This is a genomic window from Rhizorhabdus dicambivorans, from assembly GCF_002355275.1.
GTDB classification, from domain to species: Bacteria; Pseudomonadota; Alphaproteobacteria; order Sphingomonadales; family Sphingomonadaceae; genus Rhizorhabdus; species Rhizorhabdus dicambivorans.
Window position 1 is genome coordinate 128,844 of sequence record NZ_CP023451.1, and the last position, 24,295, is coordinate 153,138.

General features: G+C 65.8%; 22 protein-coding genes and 2 pseudogenes. 18 read left to right on the forward strand and 6 right to left on the reverse strand.

The genetic code is table 11. The features are described from left to right. The first annotated feature begins 99 nt into the window (after window positions 1–99). From CMV14_RS25150 to fabI, 6 genes are all read left to right on the forward strand, one after another. Entirely contained in the window at window positions 100–2,457 is a 2,358-nt protein-coding gene (locus tag CMV14_RS25150; protein ID WP_021245221.1) for a heavy metal translocating P-type ATPase, read from the forward strand. Next, window positions 2,454–2,852: a Cu(I)-responsive transcriptional regulator gene (cueR, locus tag CMV14_RS25155; protein WP_007406402.1), complete on the forward strand. Its 399-nt coding sequence runs from the start codon at window positions 2,454–2,456 to the stop codon at window positions 2,850–2,852. Before CMV14_RS25150 ends, cueR begins: the two co-directional genes overlap by 4 nt. Before the next feature lie 403 nt (window positions 2,853–3,255). After that, a complete protein-coding gene (locus CMV14_RS25165; RefSeq protein WP_021245223.1) occupies window positions 3,256–4,977 on the forward strand; it encodes a PHA/PHB synthase family protein in 1,722 nt (573 codons plus the stop codon). A 3-nt stretch (window positions 4,978–4,980) separates the two neighbouring features. After that, complete coding sequence (locus CMV14_RS25170) at window positions 4,981–6,408, forward strand: bifunctional enoyl-CoA hydratase/phosphate acetyltransferase (RefSeq protein ID WP_066701152.1); 1,428 nt, start codon at window positions 4,981–4,983, stop codon at window positions 6,406–6,408. Continuing rightward, window positions 6,401–7,591 carry an acetate/propionate family kinase gene (locus tag CMV14_RS25175; protein WP_037448015.1) on the forward strand — a complete coding sequence of 397 codons (1,191 nt, stop codon included), beginning with the start codon at window positions 6,401–6,403 and terminating at the stop codon, window positions 7,589–7,591. Before CMV14_RS25170 ends, CMV14_RS25175 begins: the two co-directional genes overlap by 8 nt. Beyond that, window positions 7,588–8,361, forward strand: a complete 774-nt coding sequence (gene fabI, locus CMV14_RS25180) for an enoyl-ACP reductase FabI (RefSeq protein WP_066701151.1) — start codon at window positions 7,588–7,590, stop codon at window positions 8,359–8,361. The genes CMV14_RS25175 and fabI overlap by 4 nt, the downstream gene beginning before the upstream one ends. Before the next feature lie 27 nt (window positions 8,362–8,388). Here the strand turns inward: fabI and CMV14_RS25185 are convergent, their stop codons facing one another. Next, on the reverse strand, window positions 8,389–8,754 hold the full coding sequence (locus tag CMV14_RS25185; protein WP_125964309.1) for a hypothetical protein: 366 nt from the start codon (window positions 8,752–8,754) through the stop codon (window positions 8,389–8,391). Window positions 8,755–9,083: 329 nt separating this feature from the next. On the opposite strand from CMV14_RS25185, the gene atpD reads away from it, so the two are divergent. From atpD to CMV14_RS25235, 10 genes are all read left to right on the forward strand, one after another. Beyond that, window positions 9,084–10,496 (forward strand): F0F1 ATP synthase subunit beta, encoded by a 1,413-nt coding sequence (gene atpD, locus CMV14_RS25190; RefSeq protein ID WP_037448022.1) that lies wholly within the window; start codon window positions 9,084–9,086, stop codon window positions 10,494–10,496. Beyond that, window positions 10,493–10,903 carry a F0F1 ATP synthase subunit epsilon gene (locus tag CMV14_RS25195; protein ID WP_037448025.1) on the forward strand — a complete coding sequence of 137 codons (411 nt, stop codon included), beginning with the start codon at window positions 10,493–10,495 and terminating at the stop codon, window positions 10,901–10,903. The genes atpD and CMV14_RS25195 overlap by 4 nt, the downstream gene beginning before the upstream one ends. Continuing rightward, entirely contained in the window at window positions 10,900–11,175 is a 276-nt protein-coding gene (locus CMV14_RS25200; RefSeq protein WP_021245229.1) for an AtpZ/AtpI family protein, read from the forward strand. The genes CMV14_RS25195 and CMV14_RS25200 overlap by 4 nt, the downstream gene beginning before the upstream one ends. Further along, complete coding sequence (locus CMV14_RS25205; RefSeq protein WP_017501319.1) at window positions 11,172–11,438, forward strand: ATP synthase subunit I; 267 nt, start codon at window positions 11,172–11,174, stop codon at window positions 11,436–11,438. Before CMV14_RS25200 ends, CMV14_RS25205 begins: the two co-directional genes overlap by 4 nt. Further along, window positions 11,435–12,136, forward strand: a complete 702-nt coding sequence (locus tag CMV14_RS25210; protein WP_021245230.1) for a F0F1 ATP synthase subunit A — start codon at window positions 11,435–11,437, stop codon at window positions 12,134–12,136. Before CMV14_RS25205 ends, CMV14_RS25210 begins: the two co-directional genes overlap by 4 nt. After that, complete coding sequence (locus CMV14_RS25215; RefSeq protein WP_017501321.1) at window positions 12,133–12,375, forward strand: F0F1 ATP synthase subunit C; 243 nt, start codon at window positions 12,133–12,135, stop codon at window positions 12,373–12,375. Before CMV14_RS25210 ends, CMV14_RS25215 begins: the two co-directional genes overlap by 4 nt. Before the next feature lies 1 nt (window position 12,376). Further along, a complete protein-coding gene (locus CMV14_RS25220) occupies window positions 12,377–13,126 on the forward strand; it encodes a F0F1 ATP synthase subunit B family protein (protein ID WP_021245231.1) in 750 nt (249 codons plus the stop codon). Continuing rightward, entirely contained in the window at window positions 13,110–14,630 is a 1,521-nt protein-coding gene (locus CMV14_RS25225) for a F0F1 ATP synthase subunit alpha (protein ID WP_021245232.1), read from the forward strand. Before CMV14_RS25220 ends, CMV14_RS25225 begins: the two co-directional genes overlap by 17 nt. Further along, window positions 14,627–15,475 (forward strand): F0F1 ATP synthase subunit gamma, encoded by an 849-nt coding sequence (locus CMV14_RS25230; RefSeq protein ID WP_066967394.1) that lies wholly within the window; start codon window positions 14,627–14,629, stop codon window positions 15,473–15,475. The genes CMV14_RS25225 and CMV14_RS25230 overlap by 4 nt, the downstream gene beginning before the upstream one ends. A 79-nt stretch (window positions 15,476–15,554) precedes the next feature. Beyond that, window positions 15,555–17,321, forward strand: coding sequence for an oleate hydratase (locus CMV14_RS25235; protein WP_066701150.1), 1,767 nt, complete (start codon window positions 15,555–15,557; stop codon window positions 17,319–17,321). 143 nt (window positions 17,322–17,464) lie between these two features. On the opposite strand, the gene CMV14_RS25240 is transcribed toward CMV14_RS25235, so the two are convergent. The 5 genes and pseudogenes from CMV14_RS25240 to CMV14_RS25260 all read right to left on the reverse strand — a co-directional run bounded on the left by CMV14_RS25240 (window position 17,465) and on the right by CMV14_RS25260 (window position 22,921). Beyond that, a complete protein-coding gene (locus CMV14_RS25240; protein ID WP_030541612.1) occupies window positions 17,465–18,085 on the reverse strand; it encodes a response regulator transcription factor in 621 nt (206 codons plus the stop codon). A 593-nt stretch (window positions 18,086–18,678) separates the two neighbouring features. Then, a pseudogene (locus CMV14_RS25245) lies at window positions 18,679–18,875 on the reverse strand (hypothetical protein); the annotation flags it as partial. A 147-nt stretch (window positions 18,876–19,022) separates the two neighbouring features. Continuing rightward, a pseudogene (locus tag CMV14_RS25250) lies at window positions 19,023–19,929 on the reverse strand (ribose-phosphate diphosphokinase); the annotation flags it as partial. Next, window positions 19,926–21,464, reverse strand: coding sequence for a thymidine phosphorylase family protein (locus CMV14_RS25255; protein ID WP_066701149.1), 1,539 nt, complete (start codon window positions 21,462–21,464; stop codon window positions 19,926–19,928). The pseudogene CMV14_RS25250 and the gene CMV14_RS25255, both read right to left, overlap by 4 nt. Then, window positions 21,461–22,921: an MBL fold metallo-hydrolase RNA specificity domain-containing protein gene (locus tag CMV14_RS25260; RefSeq protein ID WP_171012665.1), complete on the reverse strand. Its 1,461-nt coding sequence runs from the start codon at window positions 22,919–22,921 to the stop codon at window positions 21,461–21,463. Before CMV14_RS25260 ends, CMV14_RS25255 begins: the two co-directional genes overlap by 4 nt. 252 nt (window positions 22,922–23,173) lie before the next feature. Here CMV14_RS25260 and CMV14_RS25265 point away from each other — a divergent pair, with 252 nt between their 5' ends. Together CMV14_RS25265 and CMV14_RS25270 are read left to right on the forward strand one after the other, a co-directional pair. After that, the gene (locus CMV14_RS25265) at window positions 23,174–23,443 is read left to right on the forward strand and encodes a DUF2933 domain-containing protein (RefSeq protein WP_066701148.1); all 270 of its coding nucleotides are present in this window, start codon (window positions 23,174–23,176) and stop codon (window positions 23,441–23,443) included. After that, entirely contained in the window at window positions 23,440–24,168 is a 729-nt protein-coding gene (locus tag CMV14_RS25270; RefSeq protein WP_083216029.1) for a methyltransferase family protein, read from the forward strand. The genes CMV14_RS25265 and CMV14_RS25270 overlap by 4 nt, the downstream gene beginning before the upstream one ends. Window positions 24,169–24,295: the final 127 nt, after the last annotated feature.

The following is a 24,295-nucleotide window of genomic DNA, read 5'->3' on the forward strand; positions in this document are numbered from 1 at the left end:
AGGCGAACGGGCCCGCCGATTTGTCCGCTTAGGCGATTACGTATTGACCCTGACACGGTGTCAGACCCTAGATCGTCAGGCGTCGAAAGGAGCAAGGCGATGAACGAGACACATGGAGCGGCGCATGGCGGCGGTTGCTGCGGCAGCCACGGCGCTGCGAAACCAGCGGCTGGCGTCAAGGACCCGGTCTGCGGCATGACCGTCGATCCTGCGATCACTGCGCACCATGCCGAGCATGGCGGTGAAAGCTATCATTTCTGCAGCGCGGGCTGCCGGGCAAAATTCATCGCCGATCCCGAGCGCTATCTCGGCCCGCCGGCACCGCCAGTCGCGGTGCCAGAAGGCACGATCTGGACCTGCCCTATGCATCCCGAGATTCGGCAGGACCATCCCGGGTCCTGTCCGATCTGCGGCATGGCGCTCGAGCCCGCGACCGTGACTGCCGACAGCGGCCCCAGCCATGAGCTGGTCGATTTCACACGGCGCTTCCGGGTCGGCCTGATGCTGGCCCTCCCGGTGCTGATCCTCGAGATGGGCGCGCATCTCTTTCCCGCGATCCATCGCCTCGTGCCGATGTCGATCTCGGTATGGATCCAGTTCGTGCTGGCGACACCCGTCGTGCTCTGGGCGGGCTGGCCCTTCTTCGAGCGTGGCTGGGCCTCGCTCAAGACCCGCAACCTCAACATGTTCACCCTGATCGCGATGGGGACCGGGGTCGCCTGGATCTACAGCGTCGTCGCGACGCTCGCGCCCCAGCTGTTCCCGCCCGCCTTCCGCGGAGAGGACGGCATGGTTGCCGTCTATTTCGAGGCGGCCGCGGTGATCACTGTCCTCGTGCTGCTCGGCCAGATGCTCGAACTGCGCGCGCGCGAGCGGACCTCGGGCGCGATCAAGGCGCTGCTTAACCTTGCGCCAAAGACCGCGCGCCGGATCGGTTCCGATGGCAGTGAAGAGGAAATCAGCCTCGATCTCGTTGCGGTCGGCGACCGCCTGCGTGTGCGTCCCGGCGAGAAGGTGCCGGTCGATGGCGTGGTCGAGGACGGCCGTTCCTCGCTCGACGAGTCGATGGTCACCGGTGAGTCCATGCCCGTCACCAAGGCCAAGGCCGACACGGTGATCGGCGGCACGCTCAACCAGACCGGCGCGCTCGTTATCGTCGCCGACAAGGTTGGCCGGGACACCATGCTGGCGCGCATCGTCCAGATGGTCGCCGAGGCGCAGCGCTCGCGCGCGCCGATCCAGCGCATGGCCGATCAGGTGTCGGGCTGGTTCGTGCCCGTGGTCATCGCGGTCGCGGTGGTCGCGTTCATCGCCTGGGGCATCTGGGGCCCCGAGCCGCGCTTCGCCTACGGGCTGGTTGCGGCGGTCGCCGTGCTGATCATCGCCTGTCCCTGCGCACTGGGTCTCGCCACGCCGATGTCGATCATGGTCGGGGTTGGCCGCGGCGCCGGGCTCGGCGTCCTCATCAAGAATGCCGAAGCGCTCGAGCATATGGAAAAAGTCGACACGCTCGTCGTCGACAAGACCGGCACGCTGACCGAAGGCCGGCCTGCCGTCACCCAGATCGTGCCGGCGCCCGGCTTCGACGAAGCCGAACTGCTGCGGCTTGCCGCCTCGGTCGAGCGGGCCTCCGAGCATCCGCTCGCGCTGGCGATCGTCGAGGCCGCCAAGGATCGCGGCATCCCCACGAGCGACGTCACCGACTTCGATTCCCCCACCGGACGCGGCGCGCTCGGCACCGTCGACGGCCGCCGGATCGTGCTCGGTAATGCGCGGTTCCTCTCGGAAGAGGGCATAGCAACCGACGCGCTGGCGGAGCAGGCCGACGCCCTGCGCCGGGATGGCGCCACCGCGATCTTCATCGGCGTCGACGGCACCGTCGGCGGCGCCTTTGCAATCGCCGATCCCGTGAAGCAGACGACGCCGGAGGCCCTGGCCGCACTCAAGGCCGAAGGCATTCGCGTGGTGATGTTGACCGGCGACAACCGCACCACAGCAGAGGCGGTGGCAAGGCGGCTCGGCATTGACGATGTCGAAGCCGAGGTACTGCCCGACCAGAAGAGTGCCGTCGTCGCGCGGTTGAAAAGCGAGGGGCGCGTGGTGGCGATGGCCGGCGACGGGGTCAACGACGCCCCCGCACTGGCTGCCGCCGATGTCGGTATTGCCATGGGCTCGGGCACCGACGTCGCGATCGAGAGCGCGGGCGTGACGCTGCTCAAGGGCGATCTCATGGGCATCGTGCGGGCACGGCGGCTGAGCCAGGCGACCATGTCCAACATCCGCCAGAACCTGGTCTTCGCCTTCATCTACAATGTCGCCGGGGTGCCGGTGGCGGCGGGCGCGCTCTATCCGCTGTTCGGCATCCTGCTCTCGCCGATCATCGCGGCCGCCGCCATGGCGCTCTCCTCGGTCAGCGTGGTCACCAACGCGCTGCGCCTCAACCGGAAAGCGCTGTGAACATCGGGGAGGCGTCGAAGCAAAGCGGGGTCTCGGAGCGGATGATCCGCCATTATGAGAAGATCGGCCTCATCCCGGCGCCGCCGCGCCGGGGAGCGGGTTATCGCGACTATGGCGAGAGTGACCTCCATCGCCTGCGGTTCATCGCCAATGCCCGCGATCTCGGTTTTCCGATCGAGGAGATCCGGACCCTGCTCGGCCTGTGGGCCGACACGGGCCGCAGCAGCGCCGATGTAAAGCGGGTCGCGTTGGCGCGGGCGGAGGAATTGCAGCGCAAGGCCGAAGCGCTGACGACCCTGCGCGAGACCCTCGTCGATCTCGCCGAGCGCTGTCATGGCGACGAGCGGCCAGATTGTCCCATCATCGCCGAACTGAGTCTCGACAGAAAATGTTAGCGCCGGCCGCCTCTCGGACCAGACCCGCTCTGGCGGCCGGGGTGCTGATCGCACTTGGCATTCTCACGACGGGCCTCGCGATATATTTCCTCGCAGTCCGCCCGCCACTGCTGGCGGAGGATCTTCGCCATATCGGCGGCAACCCGCAGACCCTTTCGCCGGTATTGCGGGACTGGTTCGGCGGGATAGCTGGCTCGCCCGTGCGACCGCACTGAGCCTCCTGATCGTATTTGGCCGCTTTTCATACAGCAATGTCGTGCTGAGCTCTGACTTCTGGGGCTGGCATATGCGAGGCAATCCCTCCGTAGGACTACGGAGTGCGCAGAGGCTTCCTGCGCTTCAGGGCTTGTTGCACCGCAGCAGGAGCGAAAATGTGCAGAGTCGAAGCAATATCCCTGACCCGTTGGACGGTCTGGCCACGACGCTGGATCGGTCGAGCTTCGCCGCCATCGCGCAGCTGACTTCAGGCCAGTCGCCCGCCACTTTGGCGCAGTCTTTTTCCGACTGGTGGACGCACATTCTCTGCTCGCCAGGCAGGCAGCTGCAGCTCGCCGCCAAGGGCGGGCGCAAGCTGATGCGGCTCGCCGACTATGCCATGCGCAGCGCATCCGGCAGCGATCCCGAGCCGGCGATCGATCCGCTGCCCCAGGATCGGCGCTTCGCCGACGCAGCCTGGAAGCGCCATCCGTTCGACCTGATCGAGCAGGCCTTCCTGCTCCAGCAGCAATGGTGGCATGCCGCGACGACCGGCGTGAGCGGCGTCACCGGGCACCACGAAGCGATCGTCGAGTTCGCGACCCGCCAGATGCTCGACATGGTGTCCCCGACCAATTTCATCCCGACCAACCCCGTGCTCCAGCAGCGCATCCTCGAAACCGGAGGACAATGCCTTGTCGAGGGTGCGCGATTTTTTTGCGACGACCTGGAACGCCTGGTACGCGGGGAGCCCGCAGCGGGCACGGAGGCCTATCGGGTCGGCGAGAAGGTCGCAGCCACGGCTGGCAAGGTCGTGTTTCGCAACAGGGTCATGGAACTGATCCAATATGCGCCCGCAACCGAGACGGTGCGTCCGGAGCCGATATTGATCGTGCCGGCATGGATCATGAAATATTACATCCTCGACCTGTCGCCGGAAAATTCGCTCATCCGCTGGCTGGTAGGGCAGGGCTACACCGTGTTCTGCATCTCCTGGCACAATCCCGACAGCGCCGACCGCGATCTCGACATGGAGGATTATCGCCTGCTTGGGCCGATGGCCGCCGTTGATGTCATCCAGGCGATTACCGGCACCGAGAAGATCCACGCGGCCGGCTATTGTATCGGCGGCACGCTGCTCGCCATCACCGCGGCCGCGATGGCGCGCGATGAAGATGAGCGTCTGGCGAGCGTCACGCTGTTCGCCGCCCAGACCGAGTTCAGCGAGCCGGGCGAACTTGGTCTGTTCATCGACGAGGCGGAGATCAACCTGATCGATGCGATGATGTGGGCGCGCGGCTTTCTCGACAGCAGCCATATGGGCGGCGCCTTCCAGATGCTGCGGTCCAACGATCTGCTCTGGTCGCGCATCCTCTCGACCTATCTCATGGGCGAGCGCGAGCCGATGACCGACCTCATGGCATGGAACGCCGACGGCACCCGCATGCCCTATGCCATGCACGCGCAATATCTTCGGCGCCTGTTCCTCGACAATGACCTGTCCGAAGGGCGCTACGAGGCCGGCGGCCACCCGGTCTCGCTCTCGGGGCTGCGCATGCCGATCTTCATGGTGGGCACGGAAACCGACCATGTCGCGCCGTGGCGCTCGACCCACAAGCTCCACATGCTGACGGGCGCGGAGATCCGCTTCGTGCTGACGAGCGGTGGCCACAATGCCGGGATCGTCTCCGAGCCCGGGCATCCTCATCGCCATTATCGCATCGCGACACGGATGCAGGATGGCCCGGCGCCAGGTCCCGATGCCTGGCTGGAGCGGGCCGAGGTGCGCGAAGGGTCGTGGTGGCCGGAATGGAGTTCATGGCTTGGATCGCACTCGGGCGAGGCGGCGGCCCCACCGGCGATGGGCGCGCCCGAACGGAACTATCCGCCGCTCGGTGATGCCCCCGGGCGCTACGTGCTGGAGCGCTGAGCCATGGCCGCCGCCAACCTCATCGAGAACCGCACGTTCGACGAGATCGCCGTCGGCGATACGGCCAGCCTCACCCGCACGCTGTCCGCCGACGACATCCAGCTCTTCGCGGCGGTGTCAGGCGACGTGAATCCGGCGCATCTCGACCCTGTCTATGCCGAAACGGACATGTTCCACAGGGTCATCGCTCATGGCATGTGGGGCGCGGGGCTCATCTCGGCGATCCTGGGAACCGAGCTGCCAGGGCCCGGTGCGATCTATCTCGGCCAATCGCTTCGCTTCACCCGCCCGGTGGGCGTCGGCGACACCATCACGGCCTGCGTCACCGTCGCGCAGAAGCGCGCCGAGCATCATGTCATCGTTCTCGACTGCACCTGTGTGAACCAGAAGGGCGAGACCGTCATCAGCGGCCAGGCCGAGGTCAAGGCGCCCACCGAGAAAGTCAGCCGGCCCCGCATGCCGCTTCCCGACGTGCGGATCGCCAGCCACGACCGCTTCCGCCAGTTGATGGCGCGCGCCAAGGACGGATCTGCGTGCGTCACGGCCGTGGTCCATCCGTGCAGCGCCGACGCCATGCGCGCAGTGGCTGAGGCCGCCGACGCCGGCATCGTCGTTCCGATTCTCATCGGCCCTGCGGCGCGTATGACGAATGCGGCGAAGGACGCCGGTGTCGATATTGCGGCCTTCCGGGTGATCGACGTCCCGCACAGCCACGCCGCCGCCGCCGAAGCCGTCGCGCGCGTGCGGGCCGGCGAAGCCGCGCTGCTGATGAAGGGCTCGCTTCATACTGACGAGCTCATGGGCGCGGTCGTATCGTCCGACACGGGCCTTCGGACCGAACGCAGGATCAGCCACGCCTATGTGATGGACGTGCCCGGCTATCCGCGCCCGCTCATCATCACCGACGCCGCGATCAACATCGAGCCGACGCTTGAGGACAAGGCCGACATCGCGCGCAACGCGATCGACCTTGCCCATGTGATCGGGATCGAACAGCCCAGGGTCGCGATCCTCGCCGCCGTCGAAACGGTCAATCCGAAAATGCGCACCACATTGGATGCCGCGGCGCTCTGCAAGATGGCGGACCGGGGCCAGATCGAAGGCGCGCTGCTCGATGGCCCGCTCGCCCTCGATAATGCGATCAGCGAGGCGGCCGTGCGCGAGAAAAGTATCGTCTCGCCGGTCGCCGGCCAGGCGGACATCCTGCTGGTGCCCGATCTGGAGGCCGGCAACATGCTCGCAAAGCAGCTGACCTTCCTGGGCGGCGCCGATGCCGCAGGCGTGGTGCTCGGCGCGCGCGCTCCGATCATCCTCACCAGCCGGGCAGACAGCGTGCGCACGCGCCTCGCCTCCTGCGCGCTCGCGGTGCTGCTGGCGCGGGCTGCGACCAAGGCGGCTCCCGGCGTTGCGGGACAGCGCCGCGATGGCTGAAATCCTGTGCCTCAACGCCGGTTCGTCGAGCCTTAAGTTCGCGCTCTACGCCGAGCCGGGCACTGATGAGCCCTCTTTGCTGGCGAGCGGCAAGATCGAGAATATCGGCCTTGAGCCGCACCTGATCGCGCGCGATGCGAAGGGGGATGTCCTTGCCGAGCGGCGCTGGACGAAAGACGGCACGATCACGCACGAGACGCTGCTCGAGGATTTGCTGCGGGAGATCGAAGCCTCGGTCGGCGACGATCTGATCGCGGTCGGCCATCGGATCGTTCATGGCGGCACCGACTATTCAGCGCCGGCGCGGGTCGACGCGCCACTCCTCGCCGCGCTCGAGGCGCTTTGCCCACTGGCGCCATTGCATCAGCCCCATAATCTCGCCGCGGTCCGCGCCGTCTCCAGGCTGCGCCCCGCTGTGCTGCAAGTCGCCTGCTTCGACACCGGCTTCCATCATGGCCAGCCCCCGATCGCGACGCGCCTCGCGCTGCCGCGCGCGCTTGGCGAAGAGGGCATGCGGCGCTACGGTTTTCACGGCATCTCCTACGAATATATCGCGCGGCAGCTGCGTTCGATCGATCCCGATACAGGCGGTGGCCGCACGATCGCCGCGCATCTCGGCAACGGGGCCAGCCTTTGCGCGATGGCCGGGGGGCGCAGCATCGACACGACGATGGGGTTCACCGCGCTCGACGGGCTGGTGATGGGTACGCGCTGCGGCGCGCTCGACCCGGGCGCGGTGCTCTATCTTTTCCAGCAGAGGGGCATGACGGCGCGTGAAGTCGAGCATCTCCTCTACAGTGAGTCCGGCCTTTTGGGCGTGTCCGGCGTCTCCAGCGACATGCGCGCGCTTCTCGGCAGCGAAACGCCCGCCGCTGGGGAAGCGATCGAGCTCTTCGTCTGGCAGATCGCGCGCCAGGCCGGCGCTCTCGCGTCCTCGCTCGGGGGTCTCGACACATTCGTGTTCACTGCCGGGATCGGCGAGAATTCGCCTGAAATTCGCGCCCGCGTCGCCGGTCGGCTCGGCTGGCTCGGCGTGGACCTCGACGCGGACGCGAACCTCCGAGGAGATGCAGTCATCAGCGCGCCGTCCAGCCGTGTCGCCGTCCGCGTCATCCCGACCGATGAGGAAAGGATGATCGCTATCCACGCCGCCGATCTGCTGCGTGAGGAGCCGAAAGCATGAAACCTCTCGTCGATCTTACTGGCAAGCGCGGCCTGGTGATCGGTATCGCCAACGCGCATAGCATCGCGGCGGGTTGCGCCCAGGCCTTTCACGACTGTGGGGCGAGACTGGCGGCGACCTATCTCAACGGAAAGGCCGAGCCGTTCGTGGCGCCCGTCGCGGAGACCCTGGGAGTCGAATGGCTCGCCGCGTGCGATGTCCGGGTGCCGGGCGAAGTGGAGGCCCTGTTCGAGCGGGTGAAGTCCGAATGGGGCGGCCTCGATTTCCTGCTTCACTCGATCGCTTTCGCGCCGAAGGAGGATTTGCACGGCCGCGTCGTCGACAGCTCGGCCGAAGGCTTCGCGCTGGCGATGGACGTCTCGTGCCACAGCTTCCTGCGCATGGCGCGTCTCGCCGAGCCGCTGATGTCGGATGGCGGCCGCCTGCTGTGCGTCACCTTCTACGGGTCGGAGCGGGTGGTCGAGCACTACAACCTGATGGGGCCGGTCAAAGCGGCCCTCGAAAGCGCGACCCGCTATGTCGCGGCTGAGCTTGGCCCCAAGGGCATTCGCGCCCATGCGATCTCGCCAGGCCCGATCGCGACCCGCGCTGCCAGCGGCATCGACCGCTTCGACGAGCTGCTCGAACGGGCCGCGGCGACGGTCCCGCAGCACCAGCTCGTGACCATCGAGGATGTCGGAGGGCTCGCCGCCTTTCTGGTGAGCGATGCCGGCCGCCATATCACCGGCACGATCATTCCGGTCGATGGCGGTCAGCACCTGCTCGGCTAGGGCGGCTCGCCGCGATCGGGGGCTATCCTATTTGTCGCTGGTGGCCTGCTTCTCGCCGTCGCCCGGGCTTTTCTGCCCGAACCATGGTCCGACAATGGCAGCAAAGGCATCCAGCGCCCCGGGAGCCGTCGGAGCGCTCGCGACGGCCTGCCAGGCCTGCTGCCATTCCTCGAACGCCGATCTTGTGCCGGCAATCATATGCTCGCGGACCGTGGCCATGTCCTCGAACAGTGCCCGCGGTCCGGCCGGGCTGACCGCGCCGGCGTCCGACGTCTTGTCCGTCGCGCCCGCAATCGAGGCACGCGCCTCTTCGGCGAAGCGGCCGGCGGCGCGGTTGCCGACCTCGAGCGACTCTTCGCCACCTTTCCGGGCGACTTCGGCGAGCTTCAGCATCAGGCCGACATTCGCTTTGGCGAGCGCGGCGAGTTGATCAACGGGATAGGGCATGAAACGGTGAACCTTTCTCTTCGCGTTTGAGCTCTGGCATATCGGGCATAGCGCCCTGGCCTGAGGCCCATCGCGTCGCGCCGCCGTTATTCGGCGAGGCTGAATCAGAGAGAATCGGTAACTCTACGTATGCCGAATCTGCGGCTTGCCTGCGACGCTCAGCCAATGCACTTTTGGCTTGTCGTCCATGTCGTGCCCGCGGGCAGCGACTTCTACCCGTCCCGTCATGATCGCGGCACGGTCGGGCATGATTATGGTCTGACCCGGCAACCGGCATGGGCGTGATACCGTCCATAGCCAGGCTCGGCCGGATTGCGGCGCTGCGCGGTCCCGTCCTCGACGTCGAGTTCGACGAAGGGCCGCTGCCCGCGGTCAATGAAGCGCTGCGCGTCGATGCATCGTCAGGCCCGCTGGTCGCGGAAGTGCAGAGCCATATCGATGACCGCACCGTCCGCGCCGTCGCGCTTCAGCCGACCTCCGGTCTCGCTCGTAATGTCGGCGTGACGGCCTTGGGCGCCCCCATCGCGGTCCCGGTCGGAGACAAGGTTCTGGGGCGGCTCCTTACGCCGACCGGGCAGGTGGGTGACGGCGGCGCGCCGCTTGGGCCGGATGTTCCATTGAGGCCCATTCACCGCGCACCCCCGCCGCTCGAAGACCAGAACGCGGCGACGGCGATGTTCGAGACTGGCATCAAGGTCATCGATCTGCTCGCGCCGCTCGCCCAGGGTGGCAAGGCGGCGATGTTCGGGGGCGCGGGGGTGGGGAAGACCGTGCTGGTGATGGAACTCATCAACGCGATGGTCGCGCGCTATGAAGGTGTTTCCGTCTTTGCCGGCATCGGAGAGCGATCGCGCGAGGGCCATGAGCTGCTCACGGACATGCGCGGCTCGGGCGTGATCGACAAGACCGTGCTCGTTTTCGGGCAGATGAACGAGCCGCCGGGCGCGCGCTGGCGGGTAGGGCTGACCGCGCTCACCATCGCCGAATATTTCCGCGACGAGCAGAAGCGCAATGTCCTGCTGCTCATGGATAATGTGTTCCGCTTCGTCCAGGCCGGCAGCGAAGTCTCCGGCCTGCTCGGACGCATGCCTTCACGCGTCGGCTACCAGCCGACGCTGGCCAGCGAAGTGGCCGCGCTGCAGGAGCGCATCGCCTCGGTGCATGGAGCGGCGGTGACCGCGATCGAGGCGGTCTATGTGCCCGCCGACGATTTCACCGACCCTGCGGTCACCGCCATCTCCGCCCATCTCGACAGTTCCATTCTGCTCTCGCGCGCCATGGCGGCCGAAGGCATCTATCCCGCGGTCGATCCCCTGGGATCCTCGTCGATCCTGCTCGATCCGCAGGTCGTGGGCGATCATCATTACGCGCTCGCCCAGCAGGTCCGGGAGACGATCGCGCATTATCGCGAGCTCCAGGACATCATCTCGCTGCTCGGTATCGAGGAGCTGGGCCGCGAGGATCGGCTGATCGTCGGCAGGGCGCGGCGGCTGCAGCGCTTCCTGACCCAGCCCTTCATGGTGACCCAGGCCTTCACCGGGCAAGCCGGCCGTTCTGTGGGGCTGGCCGATACGCTGAAGGGCGTCGCGGCCATCCTGGCCGGCGCGACCGACGACTGGCCCGAGAGCGCCTTCTACATGGTAGGCGATATTGAAGAGGCACGCTCTCGCGTGGGGCAGGGCGCATGAAGCTGCGGATCACCGATCCGACCGCGATCCTCGTCGACACGGACGTCAGGTCGGTTCGCGCCGAGGATGCCAGCGGCAGTTTCGGCATCCTGTCGGGCCACGCCGATTTCCTGACCGCGCTTGGCGTCTCGATCGTCTCCTGGCGGGGCGCCGATGGCGCTCCAGGCTATTGCGCGGTGCGCAACGGCATTCTGACCGTAAGCCACGGCACGGGGGTCGCGGTCGCGACGCGCGAAGGCCATGTCGGCGATGACCTCGGAACGCTCGAGCATGACGTGCTCGCGCGCTACCGCGAGCGCGACGAGGGCGAACGATCCGAACGGACCGCGTCGGCGAAGCTCAGGATGCAGGCGATCCGCCATATGGTCGAGGCCCTGCAGGGTGGTGGCCGGGAGCTTGGTCTGTGACCGCGGACAAGCCCGAGCAGCCGATCGTCGAAGCCATCCGGACCCGCGCGGAACGGCGGCGGCTTGCGCAGCGGCTTCCTTCCGTCGCCCGCAATCTCGGCCAGATCGGCGTGCTCGGCTGGCAGATCGTCCTGCCCGCGCTGGTCGGTCTCGCGATCGGCCGCTGGCTCGACCACCGGCTGGATAGCGGCATCTTCTGGACCGCGCCGCTCCTGCTCGTCGGGCTCGCCCTCGGCTGCTGGTCGGGCTGGCGCTGGATGCACCGGCAATGAGCCAGCTCTCCCCCATCCTGTTCCTGGCCCTCGGATTTGCGGTCGGCCTCGCCCATTTCGCGGCCATCGCCAGAGAAGCCGACCTCGTCACCCATGGCGGCCCGGCATCGCGCGCGATCCTGCTCAGGCTCGGGCGTCTCGCCGTCACTATTCTGGTTCTCGTCATCGCCAGCCGGCAAGGGTGGCCGGCGCTTCTTGCCGCAACAACCGGCTTCATGGGCGGGCGCCAGATCATGCTCCACCGGCTCGGAGGCGCCCGATGAAATTCGCGTCACCACTTGAAAGCCATGTGCTGTTCGCGATCGGTCCGGTGCCGATCAGCCAGCCGGTCGCCACGACCTGGGGCATCATGGCCTTCCTTACAATCGGAAGCTGGCTGCTGACCCGCCGCCTTGCGTTACGCCCAACCCGAGCCCAAGCGGCGCTCGAGCTGGTCGTCGAGACCGTCGCCGGCCAGATCCGCGAGACGATGGAGGCGGAACCGCAGCGTTATCTGCCGCTGATCGGCACGCTGTTCCTGTTCCTGCTGGTCGCCAACTGGTCGTCGCTGATCCCCGGCGTCGAGCCGCCGACCGCGACCCTCGAAACCGACGCGGCGCTGGCGCTGATCGTCTTCGGCGCGACGCTCTGGTTCGGCGTCCGCGCGCTCGGGCCCAGGGCCTATCTCGCGACCTTCGCGCGCCCCTCGATCCTGCTCGCCCCGCTCAATATCGTCGAGCTCTTCACCCGCAGCTTCTCGCTGATGGTGCGCCTGTTCGGCAACGTCATGAGCGGCGTCTTCATGATCGGCGTCGTGCTGAGCCTCGCCGGGCTGCTCGTCCCGATCCCGCTCATGGCGCTCGAAATGCTGACCGGCGCGGTCCAGGCCTACATTTTCGGCGCGCTCGCCATGGTCTTTATCGGGAGCGCTATCAGCGAGAACGGCGCCCGCCCGCCATCCAAACAGGAGTCCCCCGCATGAACTGGATCCATCTCGCCAGCATCCTCGGAGCCGCTTTCGCGATCTCGATCGGCGCAATCGCCCCGGCGCTCGGGCAGGGCAGGGCCGTCGCCGCCGCGATGGACGCGATCGCGCGCCAGCCCGAAGCCGCCAACACCGTCTCGCGCACGCTGTTCGTGGGCCTCGCGATGATCGAGACGATGGCGATCTACTGCCTCGTGATCGCGCTGCTGCTGCTCTTCGCCAACCCGTTCGCCTGACATGCGGATCGACTGGTGGACGCTCGCGCTGCAGGCGGTCAATGTCCTCATCCTCGTGTGGCTGCTCGGACGCTTCCTGTTCCGTCCGGTGATGGATGCCATCGCTGCCCGCCAGGCATCGGCCCAGGCGCTGCTCGACGAAGCGCGGGAGGCAAAGGACCGGGCACAGGCCGAAGCGCAGGCGCTCAAAACGCAGAATGACGGCTTCGTCGCGGATGCGGCGGCTCGCCGCGCCGAGATCCGGACCGAGGCCGAAGCGGAGCGCCAGCGCCTCCTCGCGCAGGCCAGGCTCGAGGCGGACGCCGTCGTCGAGCAAGGCCATGCGGCGATCGATGCCGAACGCGGGCGGGTGGCGGCGCAGTGGCGGGAAAAGGCAGCGAACCTCGCCGCCTCGATGGCAGGCACGTTGCTCGCTCGTCTCCCGCCCGAGCAGACGGTGCAGGCCATGGTCGACGCGCTCAAGGCGCGGCTCGGAGACCTTTCCGAGGCGGATCGCCGCAGCCTGGCGGCCGCCGGGCCCGTCACCGTCGCGACGCCCGCGCCGCTGACGGCCGATCTGCAGACGCAGGTAGCGCGCGCGCTTGGCGAAATCCTGCCGGATACCGCGACCCCGATCTTCGCAGTCGATCCAGATCTCATCGCCGGCGCGGAGCTTCGCACGCCCCACGCCGTCGTGCGCAACAGCTGGCGCGCCGATCTCGACGCCATGGTTGAGAGCCTCAATGAAGACGATCATGCCCGGATCGCCTGAAGACTGGCTGACGCAGGCCCAGAGCTGCATCACGCGCGCCAATCTCGGGCCGCGTGTCGATGCAATTGGCCGGGTGGAATCGATCGGCGACGGCGTTGCCATGGTCTCGGGCCTTCCGGACGCGCGCCTCGACGAATTGCTCTATTTCGCCCGGGGCCAGACCGGATTCGTCCACACGCTCGACCGGGACCGGATCGGCTGCGTGCTGCTCGACGATGCCGCCCAGGTGGAGGCAGGAGACACCGTAACCGGCTCGGGCGAGGTGGTGCGCGTGCCGGTTGGCGAGGCATTGCTTGGCCGAGTCGTCGATCCGCTCGGCCGTCCGCTCGATGGGGGCGCGCCGATCCGGGCCAGGCGCTTCGATCCTGTCGAACGGCCGGCGCCGGCGATCATCGAACGCGACCTCGTCGTCCAGCCGGTGCAGACCGGCACGCTCGCAATCGATGCGATGTTCGCCATCGGCCGGGGGCAGCGCGAACTCATTCTCGGCGACCGCGCCACAGGCAAGACGGCGCTCGCGGTCGACACGATCATCAACCAGCGCACCAGCGACATGATCTGCGTCTATGTCGCGATCGGCCAGAAAAGCTCGGCGGTCGCGCGCGTGGTCGACCAGGTGCGGCGGCATGGCGCGCCGGACCGCACCATCTTCGTCGTGGCGAGCCCCGCCGCGGCGCCGGGGCTGCAATGGATCGCGCCGTTCGCGGGCTTCACGATGGCCGAGTATTTTCGGGATGGTGGCGGCCATGCGGTGGTGGTGCTCGACGATCTCACCAAGCATGCCGCGACCCATCGCGAGATCGCCCTGCTGACCGGACAGCCGCCCGGGCGCGAGGCCTATCCCGGCGACGTCTTTTTCCTCCATTCCCGCCTGCTCGAACGTGCGGCGCGTCTCTCGACGGAGAAGGGGGGCGGTTCGCTCACGGCTCTGCCGATCGCGGAGACCGATGCCGGCAACGTCAGCGCCTATATCCCGACCAATCTGATCTCGATCACCGACGGTCAGATTATTCTCGACGCGAAGCTGTTCGCGCAGGGGCACAAGCCCGCCATCGATGTGGGCACGAGCGTGAGCCGGGTCGGCGGCAAGACGCAGCTTCGCGTCCTGCGCGACGCGAGCGGGACCATGCGCCTCGACTATGCGCAGTTCCTCGAGCTCGAGATGTTCACCCGCTTCGGCGAGCAGCCCGAGCCGCGTGTCCGCGCCCAGATCGAACGCGGCAAGCGCTTGCGCGCCTTGCTCGTGCAACCGCTGTCGAGTCCACTACGGGTCGTCGACCAGGTGGCGCTGGTCGTGGCGCTCGGCGAAGGGTTGCTCGATGGCATGGCGGTCTCGGAGATATCGTCGCTCCGCACGCGGCTGCCCGCCTGGATCGACGATCACGTCCCCGATCTATGCGCGCAGATCGAGCGGACTGGACAGATCGACACCGCGCAGCGGTCCGCTCTGATGACGACGGTGAAAGCGCTGATCGAAAGCCAGCCGGCCGGTTCTGCATCATGAGCGATCGCCTCGCCGAGATCGGCCAGCGGATCGAGACCGTCCGCCAGCTCGGTGCGGTGGTCAACGCCATGCAGGGCATCGCCGCGCAGCGGGCGCATCAGGCGCGCGCGCTGCTGCCTGCGGTGCGACGCTATGCGGAGACCGCCCGCACCGCCATTGGCCAGGCGCGCCGCCTTGACGAGCCACTGGCGCGTTTTCCGGCGCGGACGGTCGGTGGTGCGAGAGGCGGCCTTATCCTGTTCGGTGCGGAGCAAGGCTTTGCCGGGGCCTTTCCGGAGCAGCTGCTCGACGGCGCCGCGGCCGACATGCAGGACAGGCATATTCTTCTGATTGGCGCGCGCACGGCCACGCTTGCGGCCGAGCGCGGTCTGCGCATCGCATGGAGCGCGAGCATGCCGAGCAAGGCCGATGCGCTGCCCGCACTCGCGACAAGCATCATCGACGCGCTGTACGACTATCTGGACGAGGTCGGCGCGGTGCCCATCACCATGGCTTATCCGGTCTGGAGCAGCGGCAAGGGCGTCTCGATCGTGCGCGCGAGCCTCCTGCCGCTCGACCTCGACACTTTCCCCGCGTCCACGGCGGATTTGCCGCCGCTCGTCAATATCAACGCGGCGGACCTTATCGGCGACCTGACCGCGGAATATGTCTTCGCCCACATCTGCGCGGCTGCGGTCGAGACGTTCGTCGCCGAGAATGAGGCACGGCTGCGCACCATGGCGACCGCCCGCAGCCACATCGATCGCAAGGGCGAGGCCCTGCGCCTCGAGGAGCGCCTCACGCGTCAGGATCAGATCACCAGTGAAGTCGTCGAACTGAGCGGCGGGCGACATCGGCGAGAATGAATGCAGGGCAGGCATTTCTGCTGTTCAGCAAGAAACCGCAGAACCGCCATTGTCGTCGGGATCAAGGATGGAGTTGAGCATGCACTATAGTAGCGGGAACTACGAAGCTTTCGTGCGGCCCCGCAAACCTGAGGGCGCTGACAGGAAGACGGCCTGGTTCGTCGGCTCGGGTCTTGCGGGACTGGCAGGCGCGGCGTTCCTGATCCGCGACGGCGGCGTCGCCGGCGAGCATATTACCATCCTTGAGGAGCTGCATGTTCCCGGCGGCGCGCTCGACGGCCTCGACGTCCCCGAAAAGGGGTTCGTCATCCGCGGAGGGCGCGAGATGGAGGAGCATTTCGAATGCCTCTGGGATCTCTATCGCTCGATCCCTTCGCTGGAGATCGAGGATGCGAGTGTGCTCGACGAATTCTACCGGCTCAACAAGGACGATCCCAATTTTTCGCTTCAACGCGTGACGCAGAACCAGGGCCAGGATGTGCCCGACAAGGCTTTGCTGACACTCGGCGGTCGCGCGCAAAAAGATCTGATCTCCGTCTTCCTCGCGACGCGGGAGGAGATGGAGAACAAGCGGATCAACGAAGTCTTCGGCGATGATTTCCTCAGGAGCAATTTCTGGCTCTACTGGCGCACCATGTTCGCCTTCGAGGAATGGCATTCCGCGCTCGAGATGAAGCTCTATCTGCATCGCTTCATCCACCATATCGGCAGTCTGGCGGATTTTTCCTCGCTCAAGTTCAACCGCTACAACCAATATGAATCGATGGTCCTGCCGTTGGTCAAATGGTTGCAGGATCGCGGTGTCAGATTTCGCTACGGCGTCGAGGTCACCGACGTCGATTTCGACATCCAGCCCGGCCGCAAGCAGGCGACCCGGATTGCCTGGATCGAAAACGGCGTCGAAGGCGGCGTCGATCTCGGCGCCGATGATCTCGTCTTCATCACCATCGGATCGCTGACCGAAAATTCCGACAATGGCGATCATCATACACCGGCCAGGCTGAATGAGGGGCCGGCGCCGGCCTGGGACCTGTGGCGCCGGATCGCGGCCAAGGACCCGGCCTTTGGTCGTCCCGACGTGTTCGGATCGCACATCCCGGAAACCAAATGGGCGTCGGCGACCATCACCACGCTCGACGCGCGCATTCCGGCGTACATTCGCAAGATCGCCAGGCGCGATCCGTTCAGCGGCACGGTGGTGACTGGCGGCATCGTCACGGTCAAGGACTCGAGCTGGCTGCTGAGCTGGACGGTCAGCCGGCAACCCCACTTCAGGAAACAGCCGAAGGACCAGATCGTCGCCTGGTTCTATGCCTTGTTCGTCGACCGGCCGGGCGACTATGTGAAGAAGCCGATGCAGGACTGCACGGGCGAGGAGATCACGCAGGAATGGCTTTATCATCTCGGCGTGCCGGTCGAGGACATCCCCGGCCTCGCCGCGACGGGGGCGAAGACCGTGCCGGTGATGATGCCCTACATCACCGCCTTCTTCATGCCGCGCCAGGCCGGCGACCGGCCGGACGTGGTGCCCGAGGGCGCGGTCAACTTCGCCTTTGTCGGCCAGTTTGCCGAGTCGAAGCAGCGTGATTGTATCTTCACGACGGAATATTCGGTGCGCACGCCGATGGAGGCCGTCTACACCCTGATGAAGGTCGAACGCGGCGTGCCGGAAGTGTTCAACTCAACCTATGATATCCGCACGCTTCTGGCCACAATCGGGCCGCTCAGGGATGGCAAAGGGATCGACATTCCCGGCCCGTCCTTCCTGCGCAAGCTGTTGATGAAGAAGCTTGAAGGCACAGAGATCGCCCAGCTGTTGGAAGAGTTTCATCTCCTTTCGCGATAGCAATCAAGCGCGACCCTTCGCCTGGGCTCACGAAAATTCCGCCAAAAGCTGATGAACAACGTCGATGCATCCCGGCAGGCACTATGTCCGCGCCATCAGGTGACACGCAGAGATTCAACCGCAGCAGCCCTGGCCGCCTTTACCTACAGCGGCCTTCCCATTCCAGCCGCAAAGGCGATCCGCAAGGTTTCGGCAAGGGTACGGACTCCAAGCTTGGACATGATGCTCGCGCGATGGACTTCGACCGTCCGTGAAGAAATGCCCAGATCATAGGCGATGGTCTTGTTCGGAAGGCCTTGCGCAAGGCCTTCGAGAACATCCCGTTCGCGCGGTGTCAGTAGATCGACCTGTCGGCATGCCTCGGCTTCTTCGAGAGCGCGCCCCTCGGCCGTGTCGATGCGCGCGAACGCTCGGTCTATCGCATCGAGCAGCAGCGCCCGTTCGATAGGTTTGGCCAGGAAATCGACAGCACCCGCCTTCATCGCTTGGACAGCAAGCGCAATGTCTCCGTTGCCGGTCAGCATCACGACTGGCATGCTTATATCCATCTGCGTCAGCGCTGCCTGAACCTGTAGACCGTTCATGTCCGGCATGTGCATGTCGAGAACGATGCTACCTCTTTCAGCTTCATCTGCAATTTTCAGAAAGTCGACTCCCGAGCCATAGGTCTCGACGGCAAATCCCGCTGTCCTTAATGTGAATCCTACAGCTTTCCTGATTGTTTCTTCGTCATCAATGACATGAACGACGCGCTTGCTCTCCATGGCCCCCCGGACGTGTTGGCATTGCTGCGCACCCCAGCGGGCACAGCTTCAAAGGGGAGACCTTCTACGGGTAGGACCATGGTCCAAGGTCAAGGCCGAAATACCGCCGCATCACAACAGGCAAGGCAGGTGCTCGGCGAGAGGGGGGTAAGCGACCCGGCATCATGTGCCGAACTTTGCGAGATGACCGCTCTTGCGAACGGGGCGGCGCTCCCTCTGGTCTCCCGGCGGCAAGGCGCCGCAAGACGCTGCCGCCGGGAGTGGGCACGCCTCTTGGGGGATGAGCGCGCTGGTTGCTCCTAAGCTCGACGCGTCATGTTGTCATGGCAAGAAGCTGATAATCGCTATTCTGTGTCAGCAGCGCGCCGTAACGCCGATGTCCGGGGCGGATCGCAGCTCCGCTCGCGCGCCGCTACGGCACGGCGAATCCGATTCAGCACGAACCGGTGATCATAGGGTTTTGAGATCGAAGGCTGATCATCGCAGAGATCGCCCGCCTTCCGTGTCGCAGTTTCGATATTCCCGGCGAGGATGGCACCGATACCGGGTTGTTCCTGACGAACCAAGGATGCCAGGCCCGCGCCGCGCTCAGCGCGATCGAGCCAGCGCAGCGCTGCCATCACATCGTCGACCGGCACCGGGATGCTGGCGGGCGACGGAGGGCCGGTTGGCCCTCGACGGCGGAGCGATCGGACGCCCAGGATGCAAGGATGGCGGGCTTCACTTCGGGCTCAAGCTGCGGGTGCCGAGCAACGATGAAGGGATCAAGGAACGAGCGTGTGTGCGACATGACATATCCTCCTTTCCTGCCGCGACTTTCTCCGAAAGCGGAGTTCCCGGAAGATTGGTTCGGACTCGCTTAGGTTCAATGAATGGGAATGCGCCCGGCGTTTGCCGGGCGTTCGTTTTCATCGTGCATTGAGCATTGAGTACTGAAGAACTGACGCGCAGCGCACCGTTCAGATCCCGCGGCGAACGGACTCCGCAATCGCCGGCATCACGTCGATATCATTCGAAGTATGTGCAACAGCGTTCGTGCTGACGATCCTCTCGACGAGCCCACCCAGGACTTGCGCTGCATCGCCGGCGAAAAGCGGATGCACGACCACGCAATCCGGTCGCGTGAACCCCATGTCGACCAGCTGGCGCGCCGCCTCGGCGAGGGTTCGGCCGGATGAGGCGATATCGTCGACCAGCACCGGCTGGCGATCGAGAAACGCTGGGGCATTCGGAATCGAGATGGTGACGTCACGGTCGCCGGACCGGATTTTCTCGCACACGAGAAACGGAGCATCGGCATCGGCCGCCACCTGCGAGACCCACTGTTCGCTTTCCAGGTCCGGACCGATGATCAGCGGACGAGCGACATTGCGCTTGATCCACGAGGCCAGAAGCGGCGCGGCATGAACGACCTGGGTCGGGATGCGGTAGATTTCCGACAACGCATGATAGCGATGGAGATGCGGATCAACCGTCACCAGCCAGTCGAGATGGCGAGACAGGATCGCGGCAAAGGTTCGCGACGTCACCGCCTCGCCGGGATGGAAGCGAATGTCCTGGCGCATGTAAGCGAGGTAGGGGGCGACGAGCCCGATCCTGCGAGCGCCCAGATCGCGCGCGGTGTCGGCTGCGAACAGCAGCGGCAACAGCTTGGCGTCCGGATGATCGAGACTGCACAGCAGGATGACCTCGCGGTCGCTGATGTCGCTTACGACCCTGAGATAGGTTTCCCCGTCAGGAAACTGACGATGCTCGATCGTGCCGACCTCTGCATCGAGCGCGGCGGATAGCGGCTGTGCCAGGGCCTCGCTGCCAGACAGCGCGAACAGCACGGGACGGTTCATAGCGCTTCAATCCCGAAGATCGGCCCGTCGCTCACCGCATAGGCCGCCGCATAGTCGAGCTCGCCCGGGCTCTCGGCATGAATGGTGCACAAGGGAGCCCCGGCATCCACCATCTGGTTCAGCCGACACTGCAGCGCGACGCCGGCGGCCTTGGCCATCGGCGCGCCGGCAAGCTTCGCGACCGTCGCGAGCTTGCGATTGTCGATACTCACCAGGCGGCCGCTATAGGGAGCGATCATATCCTGTTGGAACCGGGCGACCGGTGGAGCCCGCATGCCGCCCTGCGCTTCGCAGATACGTTGGAACTTGGCCCAGGCCCGGCCGCTTTCGAGGCACGCCCGCGCACGCGCATAACCTTCGCGGGCCGGGGCTGCGTCCGCGAGCTCAAGCAGTCCTCCCGCCAGCTCGCAGGCCCGGTGGGCGAGATCCTCGGCGCCCGGCTGCCCCTGGAGCACGGCAAGGATATCCTGCGCCTCGAGCGCCGGACCGATGCCCCGTCCGATCGGCTCGGCGCCGGGGCCGCGCATCACGCGCGTGCGAAGCCCGAAGGCTTGGGCGACCGAGCTCAGCGCGCGCTCGAGCGTGTCGGCGGCATCGGCGCCGCGTACCTTCGCCGTCGGCCCAACCGGGATGTCGATGACCAGATGGGTCGCACCGGCCGCGATTTTCTTGGACAGCACCGAGGCGACCATCTGCCCGACGGCATCGATATCGAGCACCCGTTCCACGCCGATGATCACATCGTCGGCCGGACTGAGATTAACGGCGCCGCCCCAGGCGATGCAGCCGCCTTCGCGCTCGACCACTTTGCGGATTGCGGAAACGTCGAGGTCGACAGGGGCCAGCACCTCCATCGTGTCCGCCGTGCCGGCCGGCGAGGTGATCGCCCGCGACGATGTCTTCGGCATGATGAGGCCCTCGGCGGCCATGATCGAGACGATGATCGGCGTGGTGCGATTGCCCGGCAATCCACCGACGCTATGCTTGTCGACGATGACCTCTTCGGGCCACTGCAATCGCTCGCCGACATCGACCATCGCCCTGGTCAGGCTGATCGTTTCGTCCGTATCGAGCGGGACCGCTGAGCAGGCCGTGACGAACGCCGAGAGATGGACATCGCTATAGCGTCGCTCGGCGATGTCGGTGATGATCGCTGAAAAAGCCCCATCGGAAAGCCGATTGCCATAGACGCGCCGACGCACGTCGCTGAGCGAGGCGAGAGGCTGGGCGTGCGCGATCTCGACCGGATCGCCGTCACTGACGCCGAGCCGCTGCCAAGCGGATTCGGACAGGCCGATCTCGCCTGGCGCTGGAGCCTCCGCGGAACTATGCAGCAGCGAGACGACGATTTCCCGCCCGCCGGCGCGCAGCGCAACTTGCGCGCGCGACGCGAGACCTTCCGAGCGGCAGACCGGACAGTCGTGGCGCATGACCGCGATCTGATCGCTTCCGGCAGCCGACAGGCCGATGCGGTGTGCCCGCAGCGTCGTCGCGACAGGCTCTGCTTCGGCGTCCTCGATAATCCCGGGCTTCATGCGAGCATGCCCCAGCTACCCAGCGCCGGTACGCTGCATGCCCAGCCCAGCTCCTCCGAGACGCGCTTTGCCAGAACCTGGGCGCCGGTCGGCTCGCCATGGGTGACATAGACATGGCGTGGGGCCTCGTGCAGAGACCCGAGCCAGCGCATCAGCTCGTCACTGTCGGCATGGGCCGAGAGCATCGTCAGGTTGGCGACCTCGGCTTCGACCGGGATATACTCACCGTGGATCTTGATCGTCCGGGCGCCTCCGATCATGGCGGCGCCGCGGGTGCCCGCCGCCTGGAAGCCCGAGAAGAGGATGAGGTTCTTCCCATCCGGCGCGAAGCGCTTGAGATGGTGGAGCACGCGGCCGCCCGTCGCCATTCCACTGGCCGAGATGATGACCTTAGGGGCGGGGTTGGCGGTGAGTTCTTTGGATTCTTCCACTTCGCGCACATAGTGCGCGACCCCGCACGCCGCTTCACACTCGGCGCGTGTCAGGCGATGCTCGTCCATGAAATCGCACATCAGCCCGCTCGCGTTGATCGCCAGCGGGCTGTCGAGGAAGATCGGGATGTCGCGCAGACGGCCTTCGGCGCGCAGCCGGGAAAAATGGTAGAGCAGGGACTGGACGCGGCCCACGGCGAAGGCGGGGATCACCACGGTCCCGCCACGCTTGACGCACCGTTCGACATGGTCCCCCAGGGTCTTGGTCGGATCGACCTGTTCGTGGCGGCGATCGCCATAGGTGGATTCCACGAGGACATAATCGGCACGGGCAGGTGGCTCGGGATCCTTCATGACTGCGTCGCCATAGCGCCCGACATCACCTGAGAAGAGGATCGTGCGGCCCTTCCAATCGATCTCGATCGAGGCGGCGCCGAGGATGTGGCCGGCGCGATGATAGCGCGCCCTGATGCCGTCCGCGATCGGGTGCCACGCCCCGAACTCGACCGTGCGGAACAGCTGCAGCGCAAGGCGGGCGTCAGCCTGCGTGTAGAGCGGCAGCGCGGGCTGGTGCCTGGAAAAGCCGTGGCGATTGGCGAACTCCGCATCCTTTTCCTGGAGGTGCCCGCTGTCGGGGAGCAGAAGCTCGCACAAAGCTTCGGTCGCCCGGGTGCTGAGGACGGTCCCGTCCCAGTCAAGGCGCGCCATGCGTGGCAGCGCGCCGGAATGATCAAGATGCGCGTGCGTCAGCAGCAACAGGCCGACATCGGCAACCTCGGGCGCGATCGGCGCCCAATTGAGGCGGCGCAAATCCCTCGGACCCTGGAACAGGCCTGAATCGACCACGACCTGCGTATCGCCGTCGTCCACCAGATAGCGCGACCCTGTCACCGTTTCCGATGCGCCGAGGAACGCGACGCCAAGGCCGTCGGCAGGTCGCGTGGCGAGGTCGATCCTTGCTTCCCGTTCGAGCAGGTTCACCCCGACATGGCCGCGGGAATGATGCTTTTTCCTTTTCTTGTGCATGAACTCTGGCCTGCCTCTCACGCTTATTGTCCTTAGCGCAGCATTGGTGGACGACCAGCGCACGCCTATACGCAAAAGCCGCAGAATGACGGCCGCGTCATGACCACTGCGTAACGCCGATAGGGATGGTGAGGTTTGTGAACCAGCCGGCATCGCCTTCTTGGGCGAATGACGGACTTCGGTCTCTACTTATACCTTGCTCCCGGGACTCGGATCTATGCTCGCAAGACATTGGCGAGAGAAGAGCGGCATATGGACGGGCATGACCATCGCATGCGCAAGCGTGGAAAGATCGTTTTGATCGGCTTCCTGCTAGTCGCGGGCTTTTTCCTCATCACCGAGCACACCGCACATTTCCTGGGTGTGTTGCCCTATCTGATCCTGCTCGCCTGTCCGCTCATGCACCTGTTCATGCATCACGGTCATGGCGGCCATCAGCATGGCCATGACCAGATGCCGGGTGCTGTCCCGACCGGACTGCCTGCGAATTCGAACGAGCGCGTGGAAGGGGGGCCGCGATGACGCATACCGATTATGGCTATGGTCTTTGGGGGCTGGCGCTGGTCAACGCCTCCGTGTTCATCCTATTCGCGTACAGCTTCTTCAAACCCGCCACCGGGCGCGACTGGCGCAGCTTCGGCGCATTCAGCGCATTCATCGTTGCACTCTTCGCCGAAATGTATGGCTTCCCGCTCACCATCTTCTTGCTCTCGGGTTGGCTCCAGTCGCATTTCCCCGGCCTCGACTGGTGGAGCCACGATGCCGGCCATCTGCTCGAGATGATGTTCGGCTGGAGGGTCAACCCACATTTTGGCCCGTTCCATCTTGCCAGCTTCGTGCTGATCGGCGCGGGCTTCTGGCTGATCTCGGCCGGATGGGCGCCGCTTCACGCAGCCCAGCGCGTTCACAAGCCCGCAACGACGGGAATCTATGCCAAGGTTCGCCATCCGCAATATATCGGGTTCATCCTCGTGATGCTCGGATTTCTGCTGCAATGGCCGACGTTACTGACGCTCGCCATGTTTCCGGTGTTGGTGGTGATGTATATTCGCCTTGCCCGGCATGAGGAGAAGGCGGCGCTCGCGGAATTTGGCCAGGCATATCGTGCGTATATGGACCGCGTACCCGCCTTTGTTCCGCGGCTACGTGGTCGGTCGGCTCGTTTCTCCGACTCCAACCCCGCTCGGGGGGAGGCGGCAGGTAAGGCGATGAGGCCCGAAGAGCAAGCTCCGCCGCGCCGAGGCTGAGGGGTTGGACGCTTCGCCGCGTATTATATTCGAACGGTGACGCACGCATCAGGCGCGTTGCACTGCGGTACTTTGATTTGTCGGGAGTAGCTTCACTTGATTTGGCGGATCGCGTGACATGAAATCC